The organism is Pseudomonas sp. VI4.1, from assembly GCF_002029345.1.
Classification (GTDB): Bacteria; Pseudomonadota; Gammaproteobacteria; order Pseudomonadales; family Pseudomonadaceae; genus Aquipseudomonas.
The window spans coordinates 60,633-83,793 of record NZ_MULM01000182.1 but is presented as its reverse complement, the minus strand read 5'-3'; the positions used below and the strand labels follow the sequence as shown (position 1 = coordinate 83,793).

At 56.7% G+C, this 23,161-nt stretch carries 26 protein-coding genes and 1 pseudogene; 4 read left to right on the top strand and 23 right to left on the bottom strand.

Going from position 1 to position 23,161, the window contains the following annotated elements; all coding sequences use genetic code 11:
- From pqqB to BZ163_RS30370, 6 genes are all read right to left on the bottom strand, one after another.
- Positions 1–912, bottom strand: coding sequence for a pyrroloquinoline quinone biosynthesis protein PqqB (gene pqqB, locus BZ163_RS30395; RefSeq protein ID WP_128874006.1), 912 nt, complete (start codon positions 910–912; stop codon positions 1–3).
- Positions 913–999: 87 nt separating this feature from the next.
- Entirely contained in the window at positions 1,000–1,074 is a 75-nt protein-coding gene (gene pqqA / locus BZ163_RS30390; RefSeq protein ID WP_009045898.1) for a pyrroloquinoline quinone precursor peptide PqqA, read from the bottom strand.
- Between the two features lie 156 nt (positions 1,075–1,230).
- The gene (gene pqqF, locus BZ163_RS30385; RefSeq protein ID WP_128874005.1) at positions 1,231–3,660 is read right to left on the bottom strand and encodes a pyrroloquinoline quinone biosynthesis protein PqqF; all 2,430 of its coding nucleotides are present in this window, start codon (positions 3,658–3,660) and stop codon (positions 1,231–1,233) included.
- A 105-nt stretch (positions 3,661–3,765) separates the two neighbouring features.
- A complete protein-coding gene (locus BZ163_RS30380) occupies positions 3,766–4,560 on the bottom strand; it encodes a carbon-nitrogen hydrolase family protein (protein ID WP_128874004.1) in 795 nt (264 codons plus the stop codon).
- Positions 4,561–4,572: 12 nt separating this feature from the next.
- Positions 4,573–6,270 carry an NAD(P)/FAD-dependent oxidoreductase gene (locus tag BZ163_RS30375; protein WP_128874003.1) on the bottom strand — a complete coding sequence of 566 codons (1,698 nt, stop codon included), beginning with the start codon at positions 6,268–6,270 and terminating at the stop codon, positions 4,573–4,575.
- 180 nt (positions 6,271–6,450) lie between these two features.
- Complete coding sequence (locus BZ163_RS30370) at positions 6,451–6,912, bottom strand: Lrp/AsnC family transcriptional regulator (RefSeq protein ID WP_128874002.1); 462 nt, start codon at positions 6,910–6,912, stop codon at positions 6,451–6,453.
- Positions 6,913–7,088: 176 nt separating this feature from the next.
- On the opposite strand from BZ163_RS30370, the pseudogene BZ163_RS30365 reads away from it, so the two are divergent.
- Both BZ163_RS30365 and BZ163_RS30360 read left to right on the top strand, forming a co-directional pair.
- Positions 7,089–9,442 (top strand): annotated as a pseudogene (locus BZ163_RS30365) (glucose/quinate/shikimate family membrane-bound PQQ-dependent dehydrogenase).
- A gap of 148 nt (positions 9,443–9,590) precedes the next feature.
- Positions 9,591–10,238 carry a peptidase M41 gene (locus BZ163_RS30360; protein WP_128874001.1) on the top strand — a complete coding sequence of 216 codons (648 nt, stop codon included), beginning with the start codon at positions 9,591–9,593 and terminating at the stop codon, positions 10,236–10,238.
- A gap of 303 nt (positions 10,239–10,541) precedes the next feature.
- On the opposite strand, the gene BZ163_RS30355 is transcribed toward BZ163_RS30360, so the two are convergent.
- The gene (locus BZ163_RS30355; RefSeq protein ID WP_128874000.1) at positions 10,542–10,850 is read right to left on the bottom strand and encodes a DUF3077 domain-containing protein; all 309 of its coding nucleotides are present in this window, start codon (positions 10,848–10,850) and stop codon (positions 10,542–10,544) included.
- Between the two features lie 664 nt (positions 10,851–11,514).
- Here BZ163_RS30355 and BZ163_RS36145 point away from each other — a divergent pair.
- On the top strand, positions 11,515–11,703 hold the full coding sequence (locus tag BZ163_RS36145) for a hypothetical protein (protein ID WP_128873999.1): 189 nt from the start codon (positions 11,515–11,517) through the stop codon (positions 11,701–11,703).
- A 902-nt stretch (positions 11,704–12,605) separates the two neighbouring features.
- Here BZ163_RS36145 and BZ163_RS30340 read toward each other — a convergent pair.
- The gene (locus BZ163_RS30340) at positions 12,606–12,839 is read right to left on the bottom strand and encodes a hypothetical protein (protein WP_128873998.1); all 234 of its coding nucleotides are present in this window, start codon (positions 12,837–12,839) and stop codon (positions 12,606–12,608) included.
- 45 nt (positions 12,840–12,884) lie between these two features.
- The gene (locus BZ163_RS30335; protein ID WP_128873997.1) at positions 12,885–13,682 is read right to left on the bottom strand and encodes a hypothetical protein; all 798 of its coding nucleotides are present in this window, start codon (positions 13,680–13,682) and stop codon (positions 12,885–12,887) included.
- A gap of 283 nt (positions 13,683–13,965) precedes the next feature.
- Between BZ163_RS30335 and BZ163_RS30330 the strand changes: the two genes are divergently transcribed.
- Positions 13,966–14,178: a hypothetical protein gene (locus tag BZ163_RS30330; RefSeq protein WP_128873996.1), complete on the top strand. Its 213-nt coding sequence runs from the start codon at positions 13,966–13,968 to the stop codon at positions 14,176–14,178.
- A gap of 25 nt (positions 14,179–14,203) precedes the next feature.
- Here BZ163_RS30330 and BZ163_RS30325 read toward each other — a convergent pair whose 3' ends face one another.
- The 14 genes from BZ163_RS30325 to BZ163_RS30260 form a co-directional block, all read right to left on the bottom strand.
- On the bottom strand, positions 14,204–14,884 hold the full coding sequence (locus BZ163_RS30325) for a hypothetical protein (RefSeq protein WP_128873995.1): 681 nt from the start codon (positions 14,882–14,884) through the stop codon (positions 14,204–14,206).
- Positions 14,884–15,066 (bottom strand): hypothetical protein, encoded by a 183-nt coding sequence (locus tag BZ163_RS30320; RefSeq protein ID WP_178110516.1) that lies wholly within the window; start codon positions 15,064–15,066, stop codon positions 14,884–14,886. The genes BZ163_RS30325 and BZ163_RS30320 overlap by 1 nt, the downstream gene beginning before the upstream one ends.
- 5 nt (positions 15,067–15,071) lie before the next feature.
- Positions 15,072–15,524 (bottom strand): hypothetical protein, encoded by a 453-nt coding sequence (locus BZ163_RS30315; protein ID WP_128873993.1) that lies wholly within the window; start codon positions 15,522–15,524, stop codon positions 15,072–15,074.
- Positions 15,521–15,709, bottom strand: coding sequence for a hypothetical protein (locus tag BZ163_RS30310; protein WP_128873992.1), 189 nt, complete (start codon positions 15,707–15,709; stop codon positions 15,521–15,523). The genes BZ163_RS30315 and BZ163_RS30310 overlap by 4 nt, the downstream gene beginning before the upstream one ends.
- Positions 15,710–15,719: 10 nt before the next feature.
- The gene (locus BZ163_RS30305) at positions 15,720–16,100 is read right to left on the bottom strand and encodes a hypothetical protein (RefSeq protein WP_128873991.1); all 381 of its coding nucleotides are present in this window, start codon (positions 16,098–16,100) and stop codon (positions 15,720–15,722) included.
- Positions 16,101–16,201: 101 nt separating this feature from the next.
- The gene (locus BZ163_RS30300; protein ID WP_128873990.1) at positions 16,202–17,140 is read right to left on the bottom strand and encodes a hypothetical protein; all 939 of its coding nucleotides are present in this window, start codon (positions 17,138–17,140) and stop codon (positions 16,202–16,204) included.
- Positions 17,133–17,468 (bottom strand): hypothetical protein, encoded by a 336-nt coding sequence (locus tag BZ163_RS30295; protein ID WP_128873989.1) that lies wholly within the window; start codon positions 17,466–17,468, stop codon positions 17,133–17,135. Before BZ163_RS30295 ends, BZ163_RS30300 begins: the two co-directional genes overlap by 8 nt.
- Entirely contained in the window at positions 17,468–17,956 is a 489-nt protein-coding gene (locus BZ163_RS30290; RefSeq protein ID WP_128873988.1) for a hypothetical protein, read from the bottom strand. The genes BZ163_RS30295 and BZ163_RS30290 overlap by 1 nt, the downstream gene beginning before the upstream one ends.
- The gene (locus BZ163_RS30285) at positions 17,953–18,423 is read right to left on the bottom strand and encodes a hypothetical protein (RefSeq protein WP_128873987.1); all 471 of its coding nucleotides are present in this window, start codon (positions 18,421–18,423) and stop codon (positions 17,953–17,955) included. The genes BZ163_RS30290 and BZ163_RS30285 overlap by 4 nt, the downstream gene beginning before the upstream one ends.
- 94 nt (positions 18,424–18,517) lie before the next feature.
- Complete coding sequence (locus BZ163_RS30280; protein WP_128873986.1) at positions 18,518–18,922, bottom strand: hypothetical protein; 405 nt, start codon at positions 18,920–18,922, stop codon at positions 18,518–18,520.
- Between the two features lie 317 nt (positions 18,923–19,239).
- Entirely contained in the window at positions 19,240–19,557 is a 318-nt protein-coding gene (locus BZ163_RS30275) for a hypothetical protein (RefSeq protein WP_128873985.1), read from the bottom strand.
- Positions 19,558–19,788: 231 nt separating this feature from the next.
- The gene (locus tag BZ163_RS30270; protein ID WP_128873984.1) at positions 19,789–22,443 is read right to left on the bottom strand and encodes a phage/plasmid primase, P4 family; all 2,655 of its coding nucleotides are present in this window, start codon (positions 22,441–22,443) and stop codon (positions 19,789–19,791) included.
- A gap of 159 nt (positions 22,444–22,602) precedes the next feature.
- A complete protein-coding gene (locus tag BZ163_RS30265; protein ID WP_128873983.1) occupies positions 22,603–22,833 on the bottom strand; it encodes a hypothetical protein in 231 nt (76 codons plus the stop codon).
- A 2-nt stretch (positions 22,834–22,835) separates the two neighbouring features.
- Positions 22,836–23,159, bottom strand: a complete 324-nt coding sequence (locus BZ163_RS30260; protein ID WP_128873982.1) for a hypothetical protein — start codon at positions 23,157–23,159, stop codon at positions 22,836–22,838.
- Between the last annotated feature and the right edge of the window lie 2 nt (positions 23,160–23,161).

Here is a 23,161-nt window from a genome sequence, read left to right as displayed (position 1 = left end):
TCACAGCACAATACTCATGCCGTCATACGCCACTTCAACCTTGCGCCGACCCAGCTCCGCACGCTCCGGCGAGTCCTCATCGAGAATCGGGTTGGTGTTGTTGATGTGAATCAGCACTTTGCGCGGCTTGGGCAGTTGCTCCAGCACTTCCAGCATGCCGCCGGGGCCGTTCTGTGCCAGGTGGCCCATTTCCCGGCCAGTGCGAGTGCCGACGCCCCGACGCTGCATTTCGTCGTCGTCCCACATCGTGCCGTCCACCAGCAGGCAATCGCTGCCGGCCATGATTTCCAGCAGCGGCGCATCGACCTTGCCCAGGCCCGGGGCGTAGAACAGCTTGCCGCCGGTGCTCAGGTCTTCGACGATCAGGCCGATGTTGTCGCCCGGGTGCGGGTCGAAGCGGTGTGGAGAGTACGGTGGCGCGGCGCTGCGCAGGGGCAGCGGGGTAAAGCGCAGGCTCGGGCAGGCCGGGATGGTGAAGCTGCGGTCGAGTTCGATGCGGTTCCAGCTCAGCCCGCCATTCCAGTGGGTCAGCATGGTGAACAACGGAAAGCCGGTAGTCAGGTCTTCGTGGACCATGTCGGTGCACCAGACCTGATGCGGGCAACCTTCGCGCAGGCTGAGCAGGCCGGTGGTGTGGTCGATCTGGCTGTCCATCAGGATGACTGCGCTGATCCCGGTATCGCGCAGGGCGCGGCCCGGTTGCATGGGCGCGAAGCTCTGGAGCTGGGCGCGGATGTCCGGCGAGGCATTGCACAGCACCCAGTTCACGCCGTCGTCGGAAATCGCGATGGATGACTGGGTTCGCGCCTTGGCTCGCAGGCTGCCGCTACGAAAACCCGCGCAGTTCGCGCAGTTACAGTTCCACTGGGGGAAGCCGCCGCCAGCGGCGGAACCTAGAATCTGGACAAACATGGCTGCTCCATCATTTAAACGCTGAAAATAAAAACGCCCCGGCGAGCCGAGGCGTTGAACATCATGCTCCACCAAAAATGGCAGAACTTAGCGGCTTGCGAAGTACATGGTGACTTCAAAGCCGATACGCAGGTCGGTGTAAGCAGGTTTGGACCAGGACATAAGAGTGCTCCTTTCAGGTAGACGGGACAGTTGATACCTATACATATAGTCCACCTCCAGCGGAGATGTTCAGATAGTTAGGCGGCTATGTTACTCAAAATTTCAAAATGATTGGCCGCGAATCTTTGAGAAAGCTCATTGCAGTACCGGTAATGATCAGTTTGCCGCTTGCCAGGGCGCACCCGGCGCCGCGCTGTTGGCCAGGCAGCGCCTGCCGCCGTCTGCCTTGTTCAGTCGCCGGATGGCATTGAGCAGGGTGGCGCGGTCGATCTGCAGAATCGCCTCGGGCAATTGGGTCAGATAATCCGACGAGTGGCCGGCCAGTTTGCCCTGCCACAACAGTTCGGCAGCCTGAGCGACGGGCAGCGCGGTGCTGACGAACTGATCGGCCAAGGCTTGGCGTTGGGCGACGAAGGCCAAGTCATCGATGCCATCGATCAGCCCTGGCAAGGCGTTCAGGAACTGTTCGATGTGCCCCAGCAGGTCCACCGGCGCAACGCTGGGTGATTGCACGCCGAATAGCAGCCCGGTCTGCCCATGAACCTGGCGCAGGCCGCTGAAGACGGCATAGCCCAGTTGCAGCTCTACCCGCAGGCGTTGGTAGAAGGGGGTCTGGCACAGGTGAGCGAGCAAGCGCCAGGCGGCTTCGTCGGCGATGTCCCGGGTTGCGCTCGGGCAGAAGAGCAATAGCGCGTGCTCGCTGGAGTCGGTGTCGATGCAGTGCCATAGCTGTGCGCCGATCGATGACAGCGGCGTCAGTTGAGTGTCCGGGTTGCCCGGTACACGGCTCAAGGCCAGGCCCATCGCCGCTTGAGTCCGGGCGGACAAGCCGGTCGCCAGACCCTCCCAGCGCGCATTCGTCCAAAGCTGCTGCCAGTCGCCCGTTTCGGCGGTGTGCGCAAGGCAGCGCTCAGGCAGTGCCTTGAGCAGCTGCCGAATCGGCATCAGCGGGGTGCTTGTCGATGTCGCTGGTGAGACATCGATAGCCGCCTTTGTCAGTTCTTTCAACGCATGCTCGAGGACTACCGGCATCGGCTCCTGCAGTCCGGTCATCTTCAACAGCCATTCATTGCCCGAAGCGCTGAGAGAAAACTCGACACCCGCCTGCCGAGCATCGTCACGCAAGGGTTGCAGATGGTGTTCCAGTGCGGATTGAAGCTTGCTGCAAGGCGCCGAGTCCAGGCGCCAACGCAGGTATACGGCGCCTTGCGCGGTGTTATCCGGCAAGGCCTGGCTGAAGTGCATCGGCGAGTGTTCGCGGCGACTGCGCGTGCGATCCTGGGCAAAGGTTCGCAGACCACGGTGTTTGCTGGTCTGGCCGCGGATCAGTCCGGCACTCGGCGCTTGAGGTTCGGTGGATAAAAACGGGTTGGCTGTCGGCAGTTGCCATGGGTGGCTGAAGTTATCCACAGCGCCCATTTGCTGGAGGATCTGCTTCAGGGCGACGGCACCCTGGTCGGATAAACCGCGCTCAAGCTGCTCGCTGTCCAGCCGGGCCAGTTGCAGGGCCGTGCTGACTTGCTGCTGTCGTTGCAACAGGGCAGCGTATTCTTCGCGCAATGCGCTCCAGTCCTGGCCAGAGGCAAAAAAGCCCAGCCAGTCCAGTAACTGCTCGCGGATCCCGGCGTGGGCTGCCTGGTTGGGCAAGGTGAATTCGATGTGCAGCAACGCTTGCGCATTGAACCGGTACAGCGGCGCGGCTTTCAGGCTGTCGGCCATCCCGCTGGCGCGCAATACCGCGAGCAGCCCCCCGGGTTTTGCCGCGTTCAACCAATGGCACAGGAACGCCAAGGCTTCGGCCGATGAATCCGGCAGCGCTTCGAAGGCAAACAACAGGTCCAGCCGACCTTCGCCGGCCTGTTGATAACTATTGCTGGAAGACGCCATCAGCGGCACTGGGGGTTGTTGCGGGACTTGTTTTCCTGGCGCAAGGACAGCGCCAACGCTTTGCGCCAGCGACTTCAACTCATCGATACTCTGCGGCCCCGCCAGGCTCAGCGTCATCTGCCCGGTCTGATAAAACCGTTGATGGAAATCCTTCAGTGCCTGCTGGAACCCGCTCTGCGGCAGCGGCAGGCTATAGCGATTACCCGCATGAAACGCACGCAACGGGTGAGCGGCGCAAACGCCATCAAACAGCGAAAATTGTCGCTGGGCTGTCGCATCCCGAGACCAGGCGACAAATTCTGCGTGCAGCACTTCCCGTTCCCGCCGCTGATCGTCCGGGTTCATGCGCGGATGCGCGAGCATGTCTGACAGTCGCTCCAGCCCACCGCTGAACGCCTGCAGGGGCACTTCAAAAAAGAAGTCGGTGGTGCGTTCACAGGTTTGCGCATTCACCTGCCCGCCGTGACCTTGTACGTAAGCCATCAGGCCTTGGCCTGCCGGAAATCGCTCGGTACCGAGGAACAACAGGTGTTCAAGAAAGTGCGCCAGGCCAGGCCAGGCCAGCGGCACATCATGGCTGCCCGCGGCCACGCGCAACGCCGCAGCGCAACGCTTCAATTCGGGCGCATGACGCAACGTCACCCGCAGGCCGTTGGCCAGGGTTTCAGTGTGAAGGCGGGGGTGATTCAGCGCAGGCATGAGCACTTCCAGAACAGAGAAGCGCTAATGCTAGCGGATCAGGGGGCGTTCTCAATGAATTTCCACACGGCAGGGCAAACTCATCGAGCACATTCCTCAAGTGGATCAGCGCTTGTGCAGGTCGCTGTATAGCTCGGGGCGGCGATCGAGGAGGTAGCGATTGGCAGCGCGGGAATCGACCATCAACTGGCGATCCAGCTCGCCGACGATCAGTGCTTCATCGAGGCCCGCCTGGGCAATGCGGCTGCCGTCCGGCGCGGCGATACTGCTCTGGCCGCAGTAGTGGATGTCGCCTTCGTGTCCGCAGTAGTTGGCATAGGCCACATAACACTGGTTTTCGAAGGCCCGGGCGCGCACGGTGACATCGGCGATGAAGTCGTAGGGAATCATGTTGGCCGTGGGTACCAGAATCAGTTCGGCACCGGCCAGGGCCAGGCGCCGGGCATTTTCCGGAAACTCCAGGTCGTAACAGATCAAGAAGCCGAGCTTCCAGCCATTGAGCTCGACCAAGGGCAAGTCATCCTTGCCCGCGCTGAACATCGAGCGATCGAGATCGCCGAACAGATGCGTCTTGCGGTAGTTGCACAGGCGTTCGCCCTGGGCGTCGATCAATTGCACGGCGTTGTAGATCTGTCCGTCTTCAGTGCGCTCGGGATAGCCATACAAAATGGCAATCCCCGCGGTCTTGGCGATGCGCGCGATCTGCTGCGCCGACTCCCCGTTGTACACCTCCGCCAGCACGCTGACCGCATCGAGGCCGATGTTGTAGCCGGTCAGGAACATCTCCGGCAGCACCAGCAAGTCGGCGCCCTTGGCCTCCAGCGCCAGTTGATGCAGGCGTTGCAAATTGCCGGCAACCTCCAGGGGCAAGGGTGGGCATTGGTAAAGGGCTACGCGCATTTCGGATTCCTCTTACTCGGGCAGGGCGATCGGACCGATCTCGTTGAACACATCGCCTGGGCCCGGGTTCTCGGCGTGAGTTTCACCGCCAAAGTGTTTCATGATGCCCCACACGGCATTGAGCGAGGTCTGCACCGCGCCTTCGACCCAGGCCGGCGTCCATGAAACGTCGTCGCCGGCGATGAAAATACCGCGCTGCTCGGCCGGCATGTCGGCCTGCATGAAATGCGCGTACATCCGCTGATTGTAGCGGTAGTGGCCGGGCAGGGCGCCTTTGAAAGCACCGAGGAAATGCGGGTCGGCTTCCCAGGACACGGTGATCGGGTCGCCGATGATCCGTGCGGCAATGTCGACTTTCGGGTAGATCTTCTTCAAGGCATCCAGCGCCAGCTTCACGCGTTTTTCCACCGGGTGCGGGAGCATTTTCAGCGCGTCGCTCATCCATGAATACGACAGGCAAATCACCCCCGGCTTATCGTCGCCGTTGGCGAACTTGCCGTTTTCAAACAAGTACGTGCCGCGGGTCAGGCGGTCGGTGAGGGTCATGCTCATCAGGTCGCGGCCGGTTTCCGGGTCCTTGTCCTTCCAGAACGGGCGGTCGACCATCACGAAGGTTTTCGACGACTGCATGTAGCGGGTGCGGTCCAGGGCCATCCACATCTTTTGCGAGAACAGGCTTTCGTCGCACTCGATCTGGGTGGTCAACAGCCAGCTCTGGCAGGTGGTGAGCACCGCCGCGTATTCGCGGGTGTCGCCGTAGTTGTCGGTGACCGTAAAGCGCCCGTCGGGGGCATGGGCAATTTTCTTCACGCCGGAGCGCGGCGCGCCACGGTGCAGTGAACTGAGGCTGGTGCCCTCGGGCCAGTGCACGCAGCGTTCCGGCACATGACGCCAGATACCCAGCGGCACTTGTTCCACGCCACCGACCACCAGGTGTTGGTGATCGTCGCAGTTGGTCATCACCACGCGGAAGATTTCCAGCATCGAGTTGGGGAAGTCCGAATCCCAGCCGCCGGTGCCGAAACCGACTTGGCCGAACACTTCGCGGTGATGGAACGACAGTTTGGCGAACGCTTCGGAGGTGGCGACGAAATCGTAAAAGGTGCGGTCGTCCCACAACGGCACCAGGGTGTTCCACAGTTCTTTGAGACGTGGCACGTCGCGGTCGCGGATCGCTTGCTGGATATCGGAGAACTGCGAACCGGCTTCCAGGGCATCCGCCCAGGCGTCGGCCACTTCCTGGAACAGTGCAGGAAGATCCGCCAGCTTCTGGGCGTAATGGGTTTCGCCTTCCAGATCGATCACGGTGCTGCCCGAAGCCGGGGTCAACGGGTTCGGGAAAGGTTTGGTCTGCAGGCCGAGTTTATCGACGTAGTGATAAAACGCGGTGGACGACACCGGGAAACGCATGCCACCGAGTTCGGCGATGATGCCTTCGGCGCCGTTGAACGCTTGGGAACGCAGGCGCCCACCCATTTTCGAGGCTTCATAGACGACGGGCTTGAGGCCCAGCTTCATCAGTTCGTAAGCCGCCACCAGCCCGGCGATCCCGGCGCCGACAATCGCCACTTCGACACCGTGATTGTGCGCAGGAATGCTGCCCAGGCCGGCCGGGTGTTCGATCCAGTCGTCGAAGGCGAAGGGAAAGTCCGGACCAAAAACGGTGACTGGTTTTTTACCGTCTGCAGGATGGCGATTGTTGTTGTTCATGGCTGACCTTGCTGGCGACCCGACGCGGAATGCGCATCTGAGTATAGGAAAAGATGACAGCCATTCTAGAGAGCGTAGAACACGTTAATAAGACGCAAAGTGTCGTCGTTTTGCTAATTAATTAATCAATATGACGATCTATAGCTACACACTGATCAATGCTCCCACATTGGACGATGCTTAAACCGGCTGCCCCCGATCAATCTTGCTGCTCAAGATGATCGAAGTCGTCGTCTTCTCCACCCCCTCCACACTGCCAATCTGATCCAGCAACTGATCCAGCTGCTCCGGCGAGTCAGTGCGCAACCACGCCACATAATCAAATTCGCCACTCACCGCACAGAGCTGCTGTACCTGAGCCATGGCGCTGAGGCGACGCAACACCTCCTTGCCGGATCGCGGCTGCACCGTGATCCCGACATACGCCTGCAATCCTCCATCCACCACGCGCTGCCCCAAACGCACGCCGTAACCGGTGATCACTTTGGCCTTCTCCAATCGTGCCAACCGCGATGTGACGGTCGTGCGGGCAATCCCCAATTGCCGTGCAAGCATGGCTACGCTTTCGCGGGCATTGATTTGCAGGGCCGCGATCAATTGGCGGTCGATTTCGTCAAGGATGGGGGGGCGGATATCAGGCAAGGGCGGGCTCCAGCGGCACAAAGCAATGGGTGTGCATGTTACAGGCACATCTCGTCACCCGGCTGTTTGATCTAGGCTCAGTACCGTTCATGCCATTTTTGCCTGCGACAATTTGCCATAAGTAACTAGTTCGTACATTATTCCGCGCTTGTCACGAATGGGGAAAATTTTTCGACATGAATACTTCTGGGGCTGCCGGCGGCAGCAAATGGTTGCTACTGGGGCTGGGTGTCCTGATCGCCTTGATCGGACTTGGCCTGGCCGGTGGCGGTGGCTATCTGATTTCGCTCGGCGGCAGCGCGTACTTCCTGCTGATGGGCCTGGCGATGCTGGTGTCCGGGCTGATGATCGCCCGGCGTAAACCGCAGGGCGCATGGCTGTATGGCCTGGCGTTGATCCTGACGGCGATCTGGGCGGTATGGGATGCCGGGTTCGAATACTGGCCGCTGGTTTCGCGGGTGCTGACTTTCGCCGTGATCGGCCTGGTTGTCGTGTTGATCTACCCGACCCTGGTGCGTGCCTCCGGCGCGACGGCGGGCCGTGGTGCCTACGGTCTCGCCGGCATTCTGGGGGTTGGTGTCGTTGCGACGCTGGCCTACATGTTCGTGCCGACCCATGTGGTCAAGGCCAGCAGTGAACCCGCTGTGACGCCGGTCGCTGCGGGCACTGAACAGAAAGACTGGGCGCATTGGGGCAACACCACCGCCGGCAACCGCTTCGCCGCGCTGGACCAGATCAATAAAGGCAACATCGACCAGCTGCAGGTGGCCTGGACCTTCCGCACCGGCGACATTCCACAAAGCACCGGCGCCGCGCCGAAGACCAGAACACGCCGCTGCAAATCGGCGACACGGTCTACACCTGCACCGCCTACGGCAAAGTCTTCGCCCTGGATGCCGACACCGGCGCCCAGCGCTGGAAGTTCGATCCACAAGGTACCGCGCCCAACTGGCAGCGCTGCCGGGGGCTGGGCTATTCCGAAACGCCTGCGACCTCGGACAGTCAGCCTGCTGCCTGTACGAAACGTTTGTTTCTACCGACCGGCGATGCGCGACTGATCGCGCTAAACGCCGAAACCGGCCAGCCGTGTGAAGAGTTTGGCAACAAGGGCACGGTCGACCTGACCACCGACATGGGCGAAGTGAAGCCTGGTTATTACCAGCAGACTTCAACCCCGCTGGTAGCCGGGGACGTGGTGATCATCGGCGGCCGCGTGGCCGATAACTATTCCACCGGCGAACCGCCAGGGGTGGTCCGTGCCTACGACGTGCGCAGCGGTGAGCTGGTGTGGGCCTGGGATCCGGGCAACCCGAACACCACCAAACGTCCGCCAGCCGGCGAAACCTATACCCGTGGCACCCCGAACGTTTGGTCGGCCATGTCCTACGATGCCCGTCTCGGTCTGGTCTACCTGCCAACCGGCAACGCCACGCCGGACTTCTTCGCCGGCCAACGCACGGAATTTGACGACAAGTGGAGCTCGTCCATTGTCGCCATCGACGTGAAGACCGGCCAGGTGCGCTGGCATTTCCAGACCACGCACCACGATCTGTGGGACTTCGACCTGCCCGCCCAGCCGCTGCTGTACGACGTGCCTGACGACAAGGGCGGCACCCAGCCAGCCTTGGCGCAAGTCACCAAACAGGGCGAGATCTTCCTGCTCAACCGCGAAACCGGCGTGCCGATCGCCCGCGTCGAAGAGCGTCCGGTCCCGCAAGGCAGCGTGCCTGGCGAGCGCTACTCACCGACCCAGCCGTTCTCGGTGGACATGCCGTCCATCGGCAACCAGACCCTCACCGAATCCGACATGTGGGGCGCCACGCCGTTTGACCAGCTGATGTGCCGCATCCAGTTCAAAGGCATGCGCCACGAAGGCGTCTACACCCCGCCGGGCATGGACCGTGCCTTGCAGTTCCCGGGTTCGCTGGGTGGCATGAACTGGGGCAGCGTCTCGGTGGATCCGAACACGAACTACATGTTCGTCAACGACATGCGCCTGGGCCTGGCCAACTACATGATCCCCCGCGACAAGATCGCCGCCGGGGCCAGTGGTATCGAAATGGGCGTGGTGCCGCAGGAAGGCACACCGTTCGGCGCCATGCGCGAACGCTTCCTCTCGGCAGCCGGCATTCCATGCCAGAAACCACCGTTTGGCACCATGTCCGCCATCGACCTCAAGACCCACAAGCTGATGTGGCAAGTCCCCGTTGGTACCGTTCAAGACACTGGCCCATTGGGCATCCGCATGCACCTGCCGATTCCGATAGGCATGCCGACCCTCGGCGCGTCGCTGGCCACCCAGTCGGGTCTGTTGTTCTTTGCGGGCACTCAGGATTTCTACCTGCGCGCTTTCGATACCGGCAATGGTAATGAAATCTGGAAGTCGCGTTTGCCTGTGGGAAGTCAGTCTGGACCGATGACTTACGTTTCGCCGAAAACCGGCAAGCAGTACATCTTGCTGACTGTTGGCGGTGCGCGGCAGTCGCCGGATCGTGGGGACTACGTGATTGCGTATGCGTTGCCGAAGTAAAGGCTGAATCGAAGGTACGAAAAAGCCGCGCAATTGCGCGGCTTTTTTGGCTGTGCGAACTGACCTGACGCCATCAACGGGACGCCAGGATGGACAGCGACTTTCACTCGTAGTCGAATGCGAAATCCAGGGATGCGAGGTGACACAAATGACGAAGAAGATGCCTCCCGCTGTGCGGGACCATGCATTGCAGATTGCACATCACGAAATGGCGCACTACGTCATGGCCCGTGCCTTGGGGTTTGCAACGGGCGGCGTGACGCTGGCAGTGACCATGGACTTACGGCATCAAGGTGGCGCTTCAATCACCTTGGCGCGGTCGATTTCGTCGGTAGACGCGATGAAGGAGTATTTGCAAGCCCGGATGATGGTCCTCCTGGCGGGCGCCATGGGGCAGACCTTATCTTCAACCCATTCGCCCAGGAAACTCGTCGATAAGCCGAAAGCCACAATCATCCTCAAAGGAGGCCTTGGGGCGGAGCAGGATTACGCAAAAATAAGAGAGTTGCAGCAACTGCTACGCAACATTGTCTACCCCGATACAGATCCCGCGTCGTCTGATCGCATAATGGCGGAGCTCAAGGAGATTACCGGTCGCGTGTGGCTGCGGACTCAAGAAATCGTGGAAGCGTTGGCCGATACTATTACTGAATTGGCATTGGCGTTGGTGGACGGCATGGTCATGGTGGAGCAGTGGGGAAGGGCGGGGGATACGTATGAGGTTGTGTTGACGGGGGAGATGCTTGAACGGCTGGGGCCAGTGCAGGCTATTCCAGCGTTAAAGGTTTGGACGTAGAAACGTTGGATGCCCCAGTTTGATATCAACGCTATTGTTGCGTTGTCAGCACAGACCGGAACCTTGGAAGCAAGGGGTGTTGATTTCGGTGGCGCAAGCCACTCCCAGCCAGTGAGCGGGATAAGCGGGAAACCGTGAAAGGAGAGGCCGATATTCAGATTCACAAGAAGCCTTGATGCGAAAGTATCGAGGCTTTTTGCTGTCTATCAGACAGGTTTGTCTGCATTACGCATTTCAAGAATGTCCCGATCATGATTCGAAAGCCCCGACAGTTCGGGGCTCATAGCGCTGCTTGATTTGCCGCTATTCTTCAGATTTAACCGCCGTTCTAGCCGGCTCCCGCGTTAGCACCTTCACCACATCATCAATCACTGCTTTGCTCATCGTCGTCAGATAGTGCGCGGCCCATGCGTGGCGATCGGAGTCTTGGACATAGGCTGCGTCGACGGTCAGCGATTTGGCGAGGAATAACAGGTCGGAGGCTTGGGCCAGGGCGTCGGCGATGGGGACGTTGCGGCAGACGTGGAACAGCGGTTGGTCCGAGAGGTACAGGAAGGGGGTGAAGCCGACGGTTTTTAGTTCTGAATAATCAGATGAATTTGCTTTTGTCATGATGAAGCTCCTCGACTTAAAGAGCTGCCACATTCGTTTCCAAGCGAATGGGTGGCAGCTGTGCGCAGGTTGGAAACCGGGAGCCAAGGAAACCGGCACGTCCGAAGACGTCCCACGCACAGCTGCCATAACACTGAGTCGCAGCCGTAAAAACGTCTGGAGTGTGACGGGACTGTTGCACTTGACTTGACTAGACGGGTTTCCAAGCCCGATCGCTGAATGGCAGCGATATCCGGAGAGTATCCCGTCGAAGAAAAGCGCAACAAGGCATCAAAATGCCCAAACGCAATTTTCGGAGTTTGCCTACAAGGTCCTAGGACGTCATCCGATATTTCGACAGCTCCTGCAAACAAAGTTAAACGTCAGTTACACGAAACCGCGCATTGCGCGGCTTTCTTGTTTGGTGGGCACACACGGACTTGAACCGAGGACCAAAGGATTGTGAGCCGCCGACTGATGCACCGAGGCCAACTGTATCTGCATATAGGATATCCAGCGTCATAGAGGATGTTTGTGGATGAGCATCACCCATCCGCCATCGCTGCCGGCTTTGTGCTTACCCCGCTTATCGCCGGAGTCTCATAAAGATGTTGACTATGTGAGTTGGTGCATGTGACCGCTGTCCACGTTTTATGGAATGTGGACAGAGAAGCTAAAGGGCTTCATGAAGAGTCAAGATATTTTGCTGCTGTTCAAAATGGCCAGCTTGCATGCGCAGGAAGAAAGGCTACCGATAGCGGACAAAGGTGCCGTGCCAATCATGACAGATGTCATTCGCTTCATGGAGGACGCTCTAGCTACTGATCATTTGACCGGTCCACATCCCGGCATTGCTTCAGAGCCGTGGTTGTAAATGGCCTGCTGACGATCCATACGAAGGCGACTGCGGCTGCGGTGTGGTCAATGCCGAGGGGCGGATTGACTGGATCACGTCACCTCATTGCCTTGCCAACTGGAAGCGCGACCGATCACACCGCGAGCTGGCATGCGATCCAGCGCGCCACCGGATTACTCGAAGCTATAAGGCCGGCAGGGCGCCTGAGCCCGAGATCGTGGTTCGAAGTGCGGTGGCAGGCGAGCGCTTTGTATTCGCTACAGACGGCTTCTGGGGTGAAATGAGCGAGGTTCGCCAGGCTGAAGTCTTAAAGTCGCCTGGGTTTACAATCACCGACTTGGAAGATGACGTTACTTGGATCGACGTTCGCTTGTAGGTCCCACAGGTTCTTGCCACTGAAAATGCCAAGGTCGGATTTAGCGTCGGCTGGATTCTGGTGCAACTCCTTCGGCTGTGCAGCGTAAGCGCCTTCCCATACCGGTCTGTCTGCGGCATAGGTGTGGCGCCAGCATCCACCTGGCGACAGCCCAGCATGGCGGAATCTGCGCCCCGGCAGGTGGCAGGCTCGCCTTACTGACTTTATATAGGTGCGAAAGCCCCTAGAAACAAAAAAGGCCTACGTCTGAATGACGTAAGCCTTTGATTTGTTTGGTGGGCCCACACGGACTTGAACCGTGGACCAAAGGATTATGAGTCCCGCTTATAGTCACCAGAACGCCACACAACTACGTGCAAAGCGTGCTAAATCAAAGGTTAGCCGTAGTTGCGTGGAGTTGCAATGTAGTCGTTTGGCGTTGCTTTACGTACCTCGCGACGTACCTCGCGGATTGGGCTTGCAGCAATGCAGGCCCTTGTCGTTTCTGGTTGGGTTACAGCGACCGCTGGTCGGCACCTGTCGGGCGCAGATTCCGCCGAGATGCTTACACGGACTCGCCGTCGATTCGCACTGTGGCCTTTCCAGTGTCATCGTAGGGAATGCTCACTTCGACCACCTTCCCCGTTTCCGTTGTGACTTTGATCACTAGCCGGTGAGGTGGCGCGGCGAAGTCGTCCGTGAAGAGGACGTGTACAGCCTCCTTGCACGAGTCTCCTTTCGCTACTGGCCAATACGCCGATCCATCTACTGCTGGCAAATACACGTCAACGTTGGACATTACATTTCTCCTAGTTAATGAATGCTATGCGCAATCAATCGCAGATCATATCGCCCAATCCACCAGGTGCTCAGCATTCAAAACCACATTATCCACAGTAGGTATGAGGATTCTGTCTCCCGCCACCACTGTGAAGCTGAATCGGTATTCCTTCTCTGCCAGGAAAGAGGGTGGCTTTACGAACGCCATATCCCAGATTTTGTCCATGAAGTGGTCTGCGGTGAACACGCTGGTATCTGAAATATGAATCTCACGACCAAGATAAGACACCAGTTCATGCCGACAGTGAATCGACAGATTTACTAATGGAATATTTGGGTCCACGATGTGATTACCTGAATGACGCCCAGAGGTAATGCGGTCCCGTAGCAGTATTGAAAGCGCTACCCCAAGGTCATGAGCTTTGGTTGTGGTCATGTACCAACAATCATCGTAGTCGGGAAATAATCCTACAGCATCTCGAAATTTCCTAACTTGGGACATGCAAAAAATAAATCCGTTCAGCGCTTCTCGCTGGATGCTTGCGCTTGAATTTCGCACTTTGATGATCTGTTCATCGCCGCCAACCATTTCAAGTTTATGGATGGCTGCGCTCATGGCTCCTGGGATTCGCGGGTGATGCTCATCGCCACCTAAGCCGATTGCACCTTGAAACATGAGACTGAACCAGCGCCGTTCAATCTCAACTGTTCCGTCAAATTTTAGTAAAAAAGAGTACTTGCCTTCATCCTTATCGACGATCTGAGCACTTTCGATTTTTCTATACTCATACAATGTGCCCAGCTTTATCGTTTTTCTAGTTTTCAGGTTGTCCTTTGTGAAGCAGTTCTTTGCGAGGAGCATTCCTATCCCTACTTTTCTTAAAAAGGGGAGCCAGCACCTACCGACTCCCATACTTATCCTTTGAAGGCTCTTTGATATCACAAAATTCAGTTTCTGTTCACTGTATTCCTACGGAAATCAGGGGGAGTGAACAAGGCGGCCTGTGGGGTTGCATCGCCCTGGTAGAGAACGTTGCTTCAGCGCGATTGTGCGCGGTCAGTTTGAGAGGTCTGGTCACACCGATCAGCTCTCAGCCAGGGCAGATGAACTAAGCTTCCTGCACCATTCCTCAAGGACGATTGCCATGCCCGATAACTGCAAGATCGCCACGGCGGATGCCCTGACGTTGCTCCTGCACAACCAGCACGCCCTGGGAGCAGCGATAGAAGAGATCACTGCATGGCTGTCAGAGAACGGAGTGGGGAGTGTTGCAGCTAACGCCACGACGGCCATGGAAACGCTGGATGCGAATGCTCAAGCCATCACCGATGCCATTTTGACGATACGCCAGTCCTGATTACTCGACGGCTGGCCCGACCTCTTCACAGCAGGTCCCGGCCTCGACGCGACATGCTTCGGGCCAGCTCACCAGCTGATCGCTTCGTCACCGCAGTCGGACTTGACCGTGACACCGAGCCTCCTTGCTCGCCGGGACCGCCACGGTAATTTTCCAAGGTGCATTCCAGCGTCTCCCGTACCAGGGCGTTGTCTCGACGCTGCTCATCGGTCAATGGCAGTTCTTCGACCCAGCGTTGTTTGTCGGGACCAATCGGCTCAGGCTCGGGCCGAAGTAGTGGTGGCGGATCAGGTTCTCTTACACCGACAGGGTCGCGCCAGTCGCAGGCTTGCCGTGGTGTGATATCGATAGCGGGCTCTTCATCCTGCAACTGATAGGTTGCTTTAGCCAAGGCGAACGCGACCCGCACAGCGGCTTGGCGCTCGGTCAGGTTCGCGTCTCCAATATTGACCTGCGTGTTGACCTCGATAGCGGGATCATCCCGCTGAGGAGCTGGCATCAGTCTGGAAAGGATCTGGGTGTAGAACACCGTCTGGTTTTCCGCCGCCCATTCAAACATGGCAGCGGTGCCACCCAACAACTCGAACGTAGCCAAGATCGAGTGCGCCAGCTCGCCACTGATTAGCACCCTCTGTTGACGATCCAAAGATTTTTTAACCCTGCCACCGGATTTCGGCAAGCCAACGGGTTTACCTCGGGTTGCCATTATTCAGCCCCGTCCAACTCGGCGTGGATCGAATCCAGCGTGCCATCGGGCCGGTAGCAAAACTGCGCCTTGCCGGGACGTGGCGGTTGTTGTGGCTGCTCTTCGATCCATTGGCTCAGGGCGTTCACCAACAGGATCGCTTGTGCCTGGCTGTCTTCGTTAGCGTCGAAATCGATCTTCATGGTCATTACCTCGGTTCACCGGGGTTATATTTTCGCGCTGCTGCCAGTGCTGGCGGCTCGATAGCGGGAGGCATGGGCGTAATGTCGGCAGGCACCAAGCGGACGATATCGCCCAGCTCGTTTCGCTGCGCATACCACTGCATACCGCCTGCATTCACGATGTTGATCCTACCCAACTCATCCCTTTGGAGGCTGATTTCCCTTGCCTTCGGCGCGGGTGTCTTGGGCGTCGCTGGGATCTGGTCGAAGCTGGTGTAGGGCTTGGGTGCATCGAACTGGTCGAGCACCCGCTGCACACGGGCTGGTGGCTTTACAGGCTGCCTTTCAAGTGCATCAGCTACGCGCTGATCAACCAGTCGCTGGATCGCGGCGGCCAGATCATCATCGGCGGGCGCCGGGATCTTCTCAGGGGACTGCCGCGCCAATCTGCGCTCAAGGATCTGAAGCTTCGGGTTCATTTCAGAATCCTCTCGGCCTGATCGAGCCAGTTTTTCAGCGTGAGCAGCTGTCCGCCGTGATGGTGATGGAGCGCCAGCATCGAGTCGATCTTGGCCAGCAACCGGTCATGCCCGCCGAGAAGGGCCAGCTTTTCGCGTGCTTCGCGGGCTTCGTTTAACAACGAATGGGCATTTATGTCAGTCATATAAAATCTCCTACATGTAAGCCGGTGATAGGCCGAGGACCAGACTGCGCGCAGCATTCTGCGCTACGCCTACTCCGGCGGTGGTCATCGACACCAGTACCAATCGCTCCAACCCTGCAAACAACGCCGGATCGAGTGCCAGCACCTGCGCTGCGCTGCAACTGTATGTGAGAAAATTTCCAAGGGAATCCTTGACGGGGTAGAAGTTGGTGCTGCCATCACAGTTTGATTTAAAGCCTAACGATGCCGTGGTCCATCCGCTGGAAATCTGGACGGCTGAAAGGGTCAACCCGGAAAGTGACACTGGCTCTGATTCTCCCGTGGATGTTGTGGACATCGTTATGGAAGCGAATGTTCTGTTACTTGGTCGTGGATGCAGTACGTTAGCCATTTGATTCACCCCTCTGTTTACGATTTTTCTTGGCTTGCTTTTTTTCAAAGCGCCGCCGCTCTAACTCCATCTTCGCGACGATGTGTTTTACGCTTTTCATGTCAGCCACCATCCCTAATGCGGATAAGCTCGCGGTAGCGACTTTGCATCCTTTCATCAGATAACCACAGCTTCCGATGATTCTTTATAACGTCATGCATCATGTTGATTTCGTCCGCCAGCGCCGATCCTGATTTTGGTATGTTATTGATCCCAATCGCCTGACCATGCAGCCCGAGAATCACAGTGGGGTCATTGAGAGCGTGCAAGCCGTTGTTCAGGAACTGGTCAAAGTGATTCTTCTCCGCAGCACTCAGCGATTGCAGATAGTCATCGACCATACGACGATTGGCTTCATAAGCGTTACCCCATTTACCACGCAGAATGCCCTCGGTGCGTGGCTTCATTTTTTCGTTGTAATCGTAAAGCTGATTATAAGTAGCATCGTCCAGATCATCAGGCCGTCCTGATGCAGAAATAGGTGCGCTTCCCTGCGCTGGGGTATCTTGGCTTTCACCAAGCTTTTTATTAAGTTCCCCTAAAAGCCAAAGACAATTAGAGATAAAATCCTGAGTAGCACCGGCCCTTGCCATGGCATTTGCCCAGGACTCAGCGGCCAGATCACCGGCCTGATTGTACAAGTTAAAATTATGCAGCTTACGCTCACGCACCGGGGTTTTACGGGCAGAGTTTTGAAACCAGCTTATGGCCGCATTGATATAAGCCTGCGGATGACCAAGGCGCATCAGATCAGAAGCTATTAATGCCTGGATCTCGTTTAACGTTTGAGCTAGGTGCTGGGGATCGGCTCCAGCGGGTAATGTCTGGCCGAAGATTTGCAAACCTTGGTCGCTACGTTGACCTTGATACTCGTCGAGTTCGCGTGACGTTAGAGTGTCAACACCATTGCCGCCCCAATCGGGTGACGGGGCTGGCGCCAGTGGCTGGGAATAGGGCTGGAGGTCATTGCCACCGCCATATACATCGACATCGTTACTCATGTTTCACCTCCTTCCACGTAATCTCTTTCGTCACTCTGTTAAAGGAGACTTCGCACGCAGTAAAAACCAGTTTGCGGTCCACGAAATTCAATTCCCCGGTGATCCAGTCCCGCATAAAATCGATGTCCTTATGGTCTTCGAAGAAGTATTTCAGGCCCATGGCGCGCAAATGTTCCTCGAACTTCTTCACTATGAAGTCGTCGGGGTCGCCGCCAATCTCGCAGGCGATCCGGTCGGCAATGTCAGGCCAATAACCGTGGATTTCACCGCCGTTCTGGCGGATCAGGGTTTTAAGCGCGGAGACGATTTGGTGGTTGAGGTCTGCCATTAGATAAGACTCGCTTTTTGTGGAGTGGTTTGGGCGTCGGCTCTTGCTACTTGGTTTCTCATCGTCAGCCAGGGCTTCATACAAATTTTATGGCACCGGGAGTTGTGCACCGGCAGACCTTTTATGTCTTTCTCAACGATAAGATCATTGTCGGCCAAGCGCTTGGCGTCCTGTAAACACCAACGGCATTGCGTATTGGAGATAGGGAAATGTTCCAGCCGGTAGCGCATTTGTTCGATATCTGGCGGTGTGGCAAGGGATACAAGGCTCCAACTACCGTCCGTGTTTCTCCAGATGCCCACGTCCCAATTTAATAGCTCCTTATGTGTTTCGGCCTTTATAAGATAATGAATAACATCCGCAATGGAGGGCGCACTGTCGCCCATGCTATGCGTCACATAGCCCACGAACGCCTCCAGAGTTCCCCTGAAACTTATAAACTGGATCGTCACGTTCAAGACATGTCGATTGATAAGGTCATTATTCATTTCCTGAGACTCGCATGTTGCAGCAATTCTTGCAGGCAGGCATCTTGTGACTGGGCGTTCTTGATGATCGTGATGCCGTCACTGGAACGGACAGCACTCCACAGTTCATCAGGCCCGCAATATACTATTTTATGGTTTGAGGGCAGGCGTTCACCAATGCTGCACATCAGACTAGGCAAGTGGGATTCGTATAATTTATGAACCTCACAGTAACCGACACCGCAGGCCAGGACCAAGTAGCGGCTGTAACTAGTGCGCCCGGCATCGATAAGGATGAGTTCGTCATACGGCTGGAATTGGTGGGCAACAGTAGCGTAAAAGCTTGATTCTTCACGTCTTTCTGGCGGTGTCCCGGCTGGATATACGATACGAAATTCATTGCCCGCACTTTCCCTCAACCGAACATCTTTCGAGGTCAAAGAGACTACCGGTTGGTGCTGTTCTACGGCTACGTCTGATCTGCTCACTTGGGGATACTCCAGTTGGTTATGTCTGGAGTATGTATAGCGTGAAGCGCGGTCGTTGTAAGGCATGAAAAGGAAATACCCTGTCGTTCTGTAATTAGAAGTGCATGGTATTTATGTAGCTCTCGATATAACGCCAGTGTGGCACCGCGTCATTCGCACCAGCGTCGGCTTTCATCAGCCTTGCCAGCCACTTGGCGCGGCTGGATTTTTTGCTATCAGTCCAATCACGAAGTTGCTTGCGATACTTCTCGACGTAGACGTCTATTGCGGTGTGCAGGTCTGCGGTCCTTGATTCACGGGCATGTGCTGCCCTGAGTTTCCTGGCTAATGCCTTATCTGGATCAGGTGCAGGTTGTTGAGCCTGGAGCCGCTGTAACTCGACCCGCGACCACTCCAGCTCATCGAGCAAAGCGTTGGTCCGACCCAGCAAGGGCGGTGCCATACGGCGCGCACGCTCCAGAGTGTCGGGCATGGTTGATTCATACGTGCTGCTGGTCATATCATCACCTCAAATATCAAATCTGGCTGCGCGTGGTCGCGTGTGGGACGCGCTAGCTCTTCGGCAATACCTTTTGCCAGGGTCCGCCTGTGATGCCGCAGAAGGCGTCGTATTAGTGCTGTACATTTATCCACCATTCGGCGTCTGAACGTACCTCAAAAACGTACCTCGCTGGCTTGGGAGCCGCGCCAGCTGTGTATGACACACGGATTGAGTATCCGTTTATGGGGTAAAAACCCCGCCAATTGGCGGTATTGTTTTCGAGTAGCCTTCTTGCCGCGCTGCCGCACCCAGGTGTTCGGGAATCTGCGGATTTTCTATTCGTGTGTCTGCGCCATGGATGTTTGATCGATATCACCGGACAGTAACCGCTCAAACATTTTTATAAAGGTTTCACCTTCACGCCGTAAGGAATACAGCGCGTCATAAATATGTGCTGGTAATAAAACCTCAAAGCGCCGATACCCAGCTTCGAGACGCCTGTTACGAAACTGGCGCATGGACTTAGTTTTGGCAGTCGGCTTTTTCACCTTGATCGCCAGATAAAAGCGACCGGACTCCAGACCATTTGTAACGTCTTGGTTCATGACCATCCCACGGACATATGCCGCATCGACCACTTTAACTTCTTGCATGATAAAAACCTCCACATTTCACAGTTTGGCGGTATCCGGGCCGTATCCAGGCGCCTGGATACGCCTTGCGAGCGTCTAGCCCGCGCCTTTCACAGGTGCTGGCGGTGCGGTATCCAGGCGTATCCAGGCAAAACCCCATTGCATATAAATAATTACCTTTTTTTTTTTTAGTGAATTATTCAACTGCAATGAGAAATTGCATGGATACGCCTGGATACCATGGATACCGCCTTACATCAGCTCGGCCCTTTTTTTAGCCTTGAAAGCGTCTAGATCAGCTATTTCAGACGTTTTTGCCGTTTCGGCGCCTGCCGGTGGCTGGTGGCCGTCAAAAAACCTCTTCTGGTCATCACTTACGCGGGTAGCGACAGTAGCCATGCCAATTCCGAAGTAGGCCGAACGTTGAGCGCCCTTCGGGCCGACCTTTTTCGTTATCAATTTAGGCACTGCCGCGCGCAACGAAACGCCGAAAGATGCGGTAGTTCCCTCATAATTACGATTTTCACTAAGGCAGTAGCCTTTCCACGCCGTAAAAAGTGTTTCTTTATAGGCCCACGCATTAGGGTCAATCACGCACCTATCCCGGATAAAAGCGCCGATAGGCGACGTCAGGTTTTCCATTTCCTCTACCAGTTCCAGCGCCGAAGTAGGCTGGATAAAATAACCACGCGAGTTAAGCCGCACCAAACCATCAAGCGACCAAGTTAAAATGGCGGGCAATTCCAGCAGCAGTTTTTCCGTCAGGTTCTTGTCCTGCTCGGCTTCACTGAAGGACTTGCGCAAGTGCAAGAAGATGAGCCGCGAATTCAGAGCCTCGCTGTCATCGAGCATTTTCGGCAATTCGTTGCTGATCAGCATCAGCTTGATCAGCAACTGACCCAACCAATCCGGCTTGTGTTTGCGTGGGATGGATTGCCGATCACCTCCTGAGGCGGTCAGCACGTTGGCGGTCAGCTTGCGCATGTCGGCTTTACTGCTCAGGCGTGAGTCGGGGAATATCACCAGGCGCTTGCCAATCATCGACTCCATCCCGAAGTGATCAGCCATCGCGTCCAGGGTCGAACCTACACAGTTCATCTCACCGATCAATGCACGCAGAATCCGAACGATGGTGCTTTTGCCGCCACGTTTGGGGCCGATGATCATCAGGATCTTGTCATGCTGCGCCTTTGTGGTCAGGCAGTAGCCGAACCACTCCTGCAAGGTATCGATAGCCTCTTCGTCGAGAACACCACCCTCATCTGTGAACAGGCTGTGCAGGAACTTCAACCACTCTTCGGGCTTCTTGGCATTCGGGTCATAGGCGAACGGCAGCGCCATGCTGCTGAATAACCTTGGATCGTGATCCAGCAGCTCCCGCGTCGGTATATGCAGAATGCCGTTCGCCATGATCAGCAGCTCAGCAGGGTCATACCCCGTCGCGCCGTCGATCCATGCTGGATTCTGGACATCACTGGTCAGCAGAACCGCACTACAAAGCGCTGCCTCGACATTCCTGACCTTGGTCGGGTTCACCTTGAAGGAAGCAGTCGTAGCAAGCGCAGCCGTAGCCTTCACAGCCGCAGCCGTAGCCGCCAGCATGGTATTCACGGCAGCCTGCGCCGCAGGTGCAAGTGCGGACATCTGAGCCGGTGCAAGCGCAGCGGCAGCCTTGGGCGTCTTGCCTGGGATATGAACCTTGGCCGGTTCGAGGTATTCCCAAACCAGCTTCTCGACATCGCAGTCGGCGCGAAGCTTGTAGGCCCCGTCTTGCCACAAGTAATAGTCGTCGTTCCAGCGCCGCAGCAGAGGAACACCATCATCGTCGGTCAACACCTCGGCTACAAACCTGTGCGCGGTAGACAAAGGCTCTGTAGCAGATAGAACTCTACCGTAACGTGCCTTGCTGATCATGGCGTTTATATAGTCGTCGTTCCGCTCATCCTGACAGGCCTTGCTGTTAGGGCAGGCCCTGAGGATTCTGGCGATCACGGCGTTATTGAAGCCGTACCGCACCAGCCGTGAGGTGATCGACATGTCGCGGGCGCTACGGTCGCCCTCTTTTAGACCCTCGTCGTTACCAGACCAACGTTTCTGTAGACCTTCGTCTGTAGCCAGCAGGTCGCGGAAACGCTTCGGCAGGTCAGAGACATCAGTCTCGACCTTGCCCTTGGCTTTGGCCTTCGCGCCGGTCGCCTCCGCGGTAGGCAGGAACGCGAAGTCATCCAGGGTGTAGCGCTTGTCGTTCTTCACCGGCAGCTTGGTAGCCACTACCTCGCGACCCTTGGCGAGCTTCTTGTAACCGGGCCGGTTGACGGTGTACGGAAGGCGCATGAGGTGCTGGCTGCTGTGGCAGCTATCCGGGGTCTTGAAGAACACACACAGGCGCTGGTTGATCGCCTCGACCTCACCTATCGGGGCAGGTGCTTGCTGCTTCCAGAACGCTTGGTAGCCGCCACCCGAGTCGATCACGAATGAGGGTGACACCTTGAAGTTCGCCAGTGCCAGCTTGATACGTTCGCGTTCGGCTATTAGATGCTCGCGCTTGGCATCCAGCGTCATACCTTCTGGTGGATCATTAGGGTCAAAATCGAGATGGAAACAGGTTCCGGCAATGATGTCGGTTTTTAAGGCTGCGCCACCCTTGCCGCTACCTTGTGAGTCCCTCAGAAGGTTGGGCCGGAAATACAGGTTCCACTCTTTGTACTGTTCGATGAACGTGGTCAGGTCGTCGAGGTTAGCCAGTGCGACGGTTCGACGCCGGATATCCGGCTTGTCGTCTTTCGTCATCGCCGATGCGATGGCTTCGACTTGCAGATAGCCTTCGGTTAACCCTTTCGTGAACAGTTTCAGGAAAGCCAGGACTTTCCCGGTATTGACTTGCGGTACTTCTGTTTTATCCGCCATAATATGTTTACCCTTAATGGCATGTGCGTTGTTACGGGTACACCTCAAGCCCTTCCCGGCATCCTTGCCTGAGAGGGCTTTTTTATGCCTGCCTTTCTTTCAGACTGTAAATCTCGCTTGCGCTGAGATAGTGGTGGTACAGGGTTAAGGTTTCGTGGTTCATGATTGCACGCCCTTGGTTTTCTGCGATTCTTCGATATAGGCCAACCAAAGATTGGCGTTCATATGAGGCGCATCAGCCTCTTCCAACCCAGTTCCCTTTTCCACCTCCTTAAGAAAATGGGAGGTGAATATAAAGGCAACACCATCCTGTATATCAACGTGTTCGATAAAGTCGGCGTTTATATAAAGCGGCTCGCCAACGAAGATAACGCGCAGAAAAGTAGCCATGGTTAATACCCCAGCATTTTGATTTTCGCGTTAAGCCTTGCTATCTCACGCTTAAGACTTTCGTTTTCTGCCAGCACCAGGCTCAGGTGCTCGCCCACACTAATCGTTGGTGCCTTGTCTGGATTAAGGGTCTTCAGTGCCGCATTCAGTGACATGCGACCTTGCTCTACCGCCTCAATCACATCGGGCGTAGCTTCCCTCTGGATCTTTCTTGCGCTATATACGGAACGCTCGCTGACGTTCATCACCTGGGCGGCTTGCTTCACTGTGAGTGAGATGGAGGGACTGCACATTTGCAGTGTCTCCTTTACATCGTCGGGGGTCATGA

Bases quoted from the DNA above. Each gene is read 5' to 3' on its own strand.
- BZ163_RS30360 (WP_128874001.1), top strand. From the start codon at position 9,591: ATGACGAAGAAGATGCCTCCCGCTGTGCGGGACCATGCATTGCAGATT.
- BZ163_RS36145 (WP_128873999.1), top strand. From the start codon at position 11,515: ATGAAGAGTCAAGATATTTTGCTGCTGTTCAAAATGGCCAGCTTGCAT.
- BZ163_RS30265 (WP_128873983.1), bottom strand. From the start codon at position 22,833: ATGGCTACTTTTCTGCGCGTTATCTTCGTTGGCGAGCCGCTTTATATA.
- BZ163_RS30320 (WP_178110516.1), bottom strand. From the start codon at position 15,066: ATGAAGATCGATTTCGACGCTAACGAAGACAGCCAGGCACAAGCGATC.
- pqqF (WP_128874005.1), bottom strand. From the start codon at position 3,660: ATGCCTGCGCTGAATCACCCCCGCCTTCACACTGAAACCCTGGCCAAC.
- BZ163_RS30300 (WP_128873990.1), bottom strand. From the start codon at position 17,140: ATGAGTAACGATGTCGATGTATATGGCGGTGGCAATGACCTCCAGCCC.
- BZ163_RS30270 (WP_128873984.1), bottom strand. From the start codon at position 22,443: ATGGCGGATAAAACAGAAGTACCGCAAGTCAATACCGGGAAAGTCCTG.
- BZ163_RS30305 (WP_128873991.1), bottom strand. From the start codon at position 16,100: ATGGCTAACGTACTGCATCCACGACCAAGTAACAGAACATTCGCTTCC.
- BZ163_RS30355 (WP_128874000.1), bottom strand. From the start codon at position 10,850: ATGACAAAAGCAAATTCATCTGATTATTCAGAACTAAAAACCGTCGGC.
- BZ163_RS30290 (WP_128873988.1), bottom strand. From the start codon at position 17,956: ATGAATAATGACCTTATCAATCGACATGTCTTGAACGTGACGATCCAG.
- BZ163_RS30330 (WP_128873996.1), top strand. From the start codon at position 13,966: ATGCCCGATAACTGCAAGATCGCCACGGCGGATGCCCTGACGTTGCTC.
- BZ163_RS30375 (WP_128874003.1), bottom strand. From the start codon at position 6,270: ATGAACAACAACAATCGCCATCCTGCAGACGGTAAAAAACCAGTCACC.
- pqqB (WP_128874006.1), bottom strand. From the start codon at position 912: ATGTTTGTCCAGATTCTAGGTTCCGCCGCTGGCGGCGGCTTCCCCCAG.
- BZ163_RS30380 (WP_128874004.1), bottom strand. From the start codon at position 4,560: ATGCGCGTAGCCCTTTACCAATGCCCACCCTTGCCCCTGGAGGTTGCC.
- BZ163_RS30335 (WP_128873997.1), bottom strand. From the start codon at position 13,682: ATGCTCCTCGCAAAGAACTGCTTCACAAAGGACAACCTGAAAACTAGA.
- BZ163_RS30310 (WP_128873992.1), bottom strand. From the start codon at position 15,709: ATGACTGACATAAATGCCCATTCGTTGTTAAACGAAGCCCGCGAAGCA.
- BZ163_RS30315 (WP_128873993.1), bottom strand. From the start codon at position 15,524: ATGAACCCGAAGCTTCAGATCCTTGAGCGCAGATTGGCGCGGCAGTCC.
- BZ163_RS30280 (WP_128873986.1), bottom strand. From the start codon at position 18,922: ATGACCAGCAGCACGTATGAATCAACCATGCCCGACACTCTGGAGCGT.
- BZ163_RS30275 (WP_128873985.1), bottom strand. From the start codon at position 19,557: ATGCAAGAAGTTAAAGTGGTCGATGCGGCATATGTCCGTGGGATGGTC.
- BZ163_RS30340 (WP_128873998.1), bottom strand. From the start codon at position 12,839: ATGTCCAACGTTGACGTGTATTTGCCAGCAGTAGATGGATCGGCGTAT.
- BZ163_RS30295 (WP_128873989.1), bottom strand. From the start codon at position 17,468: ATGGCAGACCTCAACCACCAAATCGTCTCCGCGCTTAAAACCCTGATC.
- BZ163_RS30260 (WP_128873982.1), bottom strand. From the start codon at position 23,159: ATGACCCCCGACGATGTAAAGGAGACACTGCAAATGTGCAGTCCCTCC.
- BZ163_RS30325 (WP_128873995.1), bottom strand. From the start codon at position 14,884: ATGGCAACCCGAGGTAAACCCGTTGGCTTGCCGAAATCCGGTGGCAGG.